This is a genomic window from Actinosynnema sp. NPDC059335 (assembly GCF_042752395.1).
Lineage (GTDB): Bacteria > Actinomycetota > Actinomycetes > Mycobacteriales > Pseudonocardiaceae > Actinosynnema.
The window spans coordinates 1-4,580 of the sequence record NZ_JBHYXZ010000074.1; the positions used below are offsets into that span (position 1 = coordinate 1).

Here is a 4,580-nt window from a genome sequence, read left to right on the forward strand (position 1 = left end):
GGCGGGGCGGAATGCCGCCGGGGGGGGGGGGGTCCCCCGCCCCCCCCCCCGGCCCGGTCACCTAGGCTGGTGGCAGTTCACCTAGGAGGAAAACCAGCCGTGTCCGTCGTCGGTGTCCTCGCCCTCCAGGGCGACGTCCGTGAGCACCTCGTCGCGTTGGCCGAGGCCGACGTGCTCGCCCGCCCGATCCGCCGGCCCGAGGAGCTGGCCGAGGTCGACGGCGTGGTGCTGCCGGGCGGCGAGTCGACGGCCATCAGCCGGCTGCTCGCCACGTTCGACCTGCTGGAGCCGCTGCGCGCCCGGATCAAGGAGGGCATGCCCGCCTACGGGTCGTGCGCCGGGATGATCCTGCTCGCCGACCGCGTCCTGGACGGCCGGCCCGACCAGCACCAGCTCGGCGGGCTCGACATCGTGGTGCGCCGCAACGCGTTCGGCAGGCAGGTTGATTCCTTCGAGGCGGACCTCGACTTCACCGACGTGGGCGAGGTCCACGCGGTGTTCATCCGCGCCCCGTGGGTGGAATCGGCGGGATCGGACGTGGAAGTGCTCGCCAGGGTGCCCGAATCCGAGGACGCGGGGGATGCCGCCGGTAGGATCGTCGCGGTTCGGCAGGGGCACGTGCTCGCCACCTCGTTCCACCCGGAACTGACCGGCGACGGGCGCGTGCACCGCCTTTTCGTGGACATGGTCCGTGCCGCGGGCTGAGTATTCGACGGAGGAGAAATGAGCGGCCACTCAAAGTGGGCGACCACCAAGCACAAGAAGGCCGCAATCGACGCCAAGCGCGGCAAGCTCTTCGCGCGTCTGATCAAGAACATCGAGGTGGCGGCCCGCACCGGCGGTAGCGACCCGGACGGCAACCCGACCCTGTACGACGCCATCCAGAAGGCCCGGAAGAACTCGGTGCCGCTGGACAACATCGAGCGCGCCCGCAAGCGCGGCGGTGGCGAGGAGGCCGGCGGCGCCGACTGGCAGACCATCATGTACGAGGGCTACGGCCCCAACGGCGTGGCGGTGCTGGTCGAGTGCCTGACCGACAACCGCAACCGGGCCGCGTCCGAGGTCCGCACCGCGATGACGCGCAACGGCGGCTCGATGGCCGACCCCGGCTCGGTGGCCTACATGTTCACCCGCAAGGGCGTGGTGATCGTGCCCAAGGGAGACCTGACCGAGGACGACGTGCTGATGGCGGTGCTCGACGCGGGCGCCGAGGAGGTCAACGACCTGGGCGAGAGCTACGAGGTCGTGTCGGAGGCCGGTGACCTGGTCGCGGTGCGCAAGGCGCTCCAGGACGCCGGGTACGACTACGAGTCGGCGGAGGCCAACTTCCTGCCCTCGGTGACGGTGCAGCTGGAGGCCGAGGGCGCGCGGAAGATCTTCAAGCTCATCGACGCGCTCGAGGACTGCGACGACGTGCAGAACGTGTACGCGAACTTCGACGTGTCGGACGAGGTGATGGCCGAGGTCGGCTGACCCCGGTCCGCCGCCGTCCGTCCGGGCGGGCACCGGGCACAATGGCGTCCGTGTCGAACCCCCACGGCCCCTCCGTCCAGGACCTCAACCTGCGCAACTGGCTGCTGACGCAGGCCGAGCAGCACGGCCACGCCGTGGTCACGGTGCCCGAGGACGAGGAGGGCGCCGGCTACTCGTTCTCCGTCGGCGCGTGGCGCCGGTTCGGCGTGGCCGAGGCCGTGGTCATCGGCCTGCCGCCCGAGCACGCCCAGGTGCTCATCCGCGCCTACGTGGACCGGGCCCGGCGGGGGGAGCGGTTCGTGCCCGGCCGGCTGTACCACGACTTCTTCGAGGGCGTGCCGGTCACGTTCGAACGGGTCTTCAAGGGCTTCTACCCGGAGTTCTTCGGCAGCGCGTTCCTGCTCTACGGCAAGGGCGACTTCGCCGCCGTGCAGATCATCCTGCCGACCGCGGACGGCCGGTTCCCGTGGCACCACGACGCGCCGATGGGGTTCGGCGACTGGCAGCTCCTGCTGACCGAGAGCGGCCGCCCGGAGAGCTGGGAGCCCGGCGTCACCGGGCCCTGACCTGCGCCGCACCGCACCCGCGCCCCGGCGTCGTTGTCCGGGGAATGTTGTCAGGTGCGCGCGGGCCGACCGCTGACAACGCCGGCGGGTCTATCACTGTGGTGTGCGTCGAGACGTCGGGGACTCCGCACGCCGCGAGGGGGAGGCACGCCCCGTCCCGCGTAGTCGGGGAGCTGCGCGGGGCGGGGTGTGCGCGACCGGTCTTGGTCCCGGGGGCCCCGCCCGGACCGAGGAAAAGCCCGCGGGGAGGGCTTCCGATGAGCCCTCCCCGCGGGGAACACCTCCTTCGACCGACCGCCTAGGGCGTGCGCCCGAGCAGGGCGACCAACTTCGTCTGCGGGTCGGCGTCGTCGGGCACCGGCACCGGCGGGTCGAACAACCCGGTCGCCGCCCAGGTCTCCGCGTTCGGCTCGACGTACTCCAGCACCGCCTCGGCCAGGTCGGGGTCGATCCGCTCGTCCACCCCGAGGGCGCGGGCCAGGTCCCAGGCGTGCACCGCCAGGTCCGAGGTCATCTGCCAGCCGTACTCGACCGCCGTCGACTTGCCGTAGCTGAGGTGCACCGGCTTGAGCAGGGCCTTCGGCGCGATCCACGCCTCCCTGGCCGCGGCCGCCGCCAGCACCCACGAGTGCAGGGGGTCGTCGCCGAGCTGGTCGCCGTCGAACCTGTCGCCCACCTGCTCGACCGTGCAGCCGGCCAGCAGCTCGGGCGCCCAGAGCTGCTCGTGGACCAGGTGGTTCACCAGGTCCCGGACCGACCACTCCTTGCACGGCGTGCCCCAGTCCCACTGCTCGGGGCGCACCCGGCGCACCCGCGAGTCGAACTCCGTCATCGCGCGTCCGTGAGCCTCGATCAGATCCACCCCACGAGTGCACCAAACGTTGAACCCGGCCGCACCCCGAGCGTGTGGAGTGGGCCACTCGGCGGAACGTCGATTTCATCCGATACACCCGTACGGCGTAGCGTGGACCGGTACGCCTACGGCGACATCGTTGACACCCAGGAGGATCAGTGAGCGCCACGAGCGCCGTCTCCACCCCGCAGCGGGGCTTCTTCGGTCACCCCCGAGGACTGTCGACGCTGTTCTTCACCGAACTCTGGGAGCGCTTCTCCTACTACGGGATGAAGGCGATCCTCGCCTACTACCTGTACCGCTCCACCGCCGAAGGCGCGCTCGGGCTCGACAAGAGCTTCGCGTTGTCCCTGGTCGCCATCTACGGCTCGTCGGTCTACATGTCCGGCGTGGCGGGCGGCTGGCTGGCCGACCGGGTGCTGGGCGGCCAGCGGGCCGTGTTCTACGGCGGCGTGCTGATCATGTTCGGGCACATCGCGCTCGCGCTGCCGATCGGCGTGGCGGGCGTCTACACCGGCCTGGTCCTGATCGTCCTGGGCACCGGGCTGCTCAAGCCGAACATCTCGACCGTGGTCGGCGGCCTGTACGACCAGCAGGACCCGCGCCGGGACTCGGGCTTCACGATCTTCTACATGGGCATCAACCTCGGCGGCTTCCTCGCGCCGCTGGTGTGCGGTTTCCTCGGCGAGAACTACGACTGGCACCTCGGCTTCGGCGCGGCCGCCGTCGGCATGGCGCTGGGCCTGCTCGTCTACCGGCTCGGCCGGCGCGGCCTGGGCGACTCGGCCGCCGTGCCGCCGAACCCGCTGCCCGCGGCGGAGCGCGGCCGGGTGATCGGCCGGATCGTCGCCGTGTCGCTGGGCGCGGTGGCCGTGGTGGCGTTGCTGGTCGTGCTCGGGGTGCTGGGCGCGGAGGGCGTGATCAACCTGATCAGCCTGCTGTCGGTGCTGCTGCCGATCGGCTACTTCACCGTGATGATCCGCAGCAAGCGGACCACGAAGGTGGAGCGGTCGCGGGTGATCGCCTACGTGCCGCTGTTCATCGCGGCGGCGATGTTCTGGCTGCTGTTCGAGCAGAGCGCCACGGTGATCGCGGCGTTCGCCGACACCCGGGTCGACAACTCCTTCCTGGGCCTGACGTTCCCGCCGTCGTTCATCCAGTCCATCAACCCGGTGATGATCATCGCGGTGGCCCCGCTGTTCGCCCTGCTGTGGGTGAAGCTGGCCAACCGCCAGCCCGCGACGCCGCGCAAGTTCGGCTACGCGCTGCTGCTGGTCGGCTTGTCGTTCCTGCTGATGATGGTCGCGAGCCAGGGCGACCCGTCGGTGCGGGTGAGCTTCCTGTGGCTGGTGGTCATGTACCTGGTCATGACGTGCGGCGAGCTGCTGCTGTCGCCCGTGGGCCTGTCCGTGACGACCAAGCTCGCGCCGCGCGCGTTCGCGTCGCAGACCATGGGCCTGTGGTTCCTCGCCACGGCGGCCGGCTCCGGCGTCGGCGCGATCGTGGTGCGGTTCTACAGCGACGAGAACGCGGTGGCGTACTTCGGCGTGCTGGGCGCGGTGGCGATCGCGCTGGGCGTCGCGCTGGTCGTGGCCACGAAGGCGATCCACCGGTTGATGCAGGGCGTCCACTGACGTGACGCCGGCGGGGTGGGGGGGGGCGGGGGCGACCGAGCGTCCGAGCAGCTG

General features: G+C 71.0%; 5 protein-coding genes. 4 read left to right on the top strand and 1 reads right to left on the bottom strand.

The genetic code is table 11. From position 1 onward, the window contains the following. Positions 1-99: 99 nt before the first annotated feature. From pdxT to ACFXGA_RS22715, 3 genes are read left to right on the top strand one after another with little or no spacing between them, the layout of a single operon-like run. A complete protein-coding gene (gene pdxT / locus ACFXGA_RS22705; RefSeq protein ID WP_378090825.1) occupies positions 100-705 on the top strand; it encodes a pyridoxal 5'-phosphate synthase glutaminase subunit PdxT in 606 nt (201 codons plus the stop codon). An 18-nt stretch (positions 706-723) separates the two neighbouring features. After that, on the top strand, positions 724-1,473 hold the full coding sequence (locus ACFXGA_RS22710; protein ID WP_378090826.1) for a YebC/PmpR family DNA-binding transcriptional regulator: 750 nt from the start codon (positions 724-726) through the stop codon (positions 1,471-1,473). Between the two features lie 41 nt (positions 1,474-1,514). Beyond that, on the top strand, positions 1,515-2,039 hold the full coding sequence (locus ACFXGA_RS22715) for a DUF4262 domain-containing protein (protein ID WP_378090827.1): 525 nt from the start codon (positions 1,515-1,517) through the stop codon (positions 2,037-2,039). Positions 2,040-2,337: 298 nt separating this feature from the next. Here ACFXGA_RS22715 and ACFXGA_RS22720 read toward each other — a convergent pair whose 3' ends face one another. Beyond that, positions 2,338-2,871: a TIGR03086 family metal-binding protein gene (locus ACFXGA_RS22720; RefSeq protein WP_378090828.1), complete on the bottom strand. Its 534-nt coding sequence runs from the start codon at positions 2,869-2,871 to the stop codon at positions 2,338-2,340. 179 nt (positions 2,872-3,050) lie between these two features. On the opposite strand from ACFXGA_RS22720, the gene ACFXGA_RS22725 reads away from it, so the two are divergent. Next, positions 3,051-4,526 (top strand): peptide MFS transporter, encoded by a 1,476-nt coding sequence (locus tag ACFXGA_RS22725; protein WP_378090829.1) that lies wholly within the window; start codon positions 3,051-3,053, stop codon positions 4,524-4,526. Positions 4,527-4,580: the final 54 nt, after the last annotated feature.

Bases quoted from the DNA above. Each gene is read 5' to 3' on its own strand.
- ACFXGA_RS22715 (WP_378090827.1), top strand. From the start codon at position 1,515: ATGGCGTCCGTGTCGAACCCCCACGGCCCCTCCGTCCAGGACCTCAAC.
- ACFXGA_RS22710 (WP_378090826.1), top strand. From the start codon at position 724: ATGAGCGGCCACTCAAAGTGGGCGACCACCAAGCACAAGAAGGCCGCA.
- ACFXGA_RS22720 (WP_378090828.1), bottom strand. From the start codon at position 2,871: ATGACGGAGTTCGACTCGCGGGTGCGCCGGGTGCGCCCCGAGCAGTGG.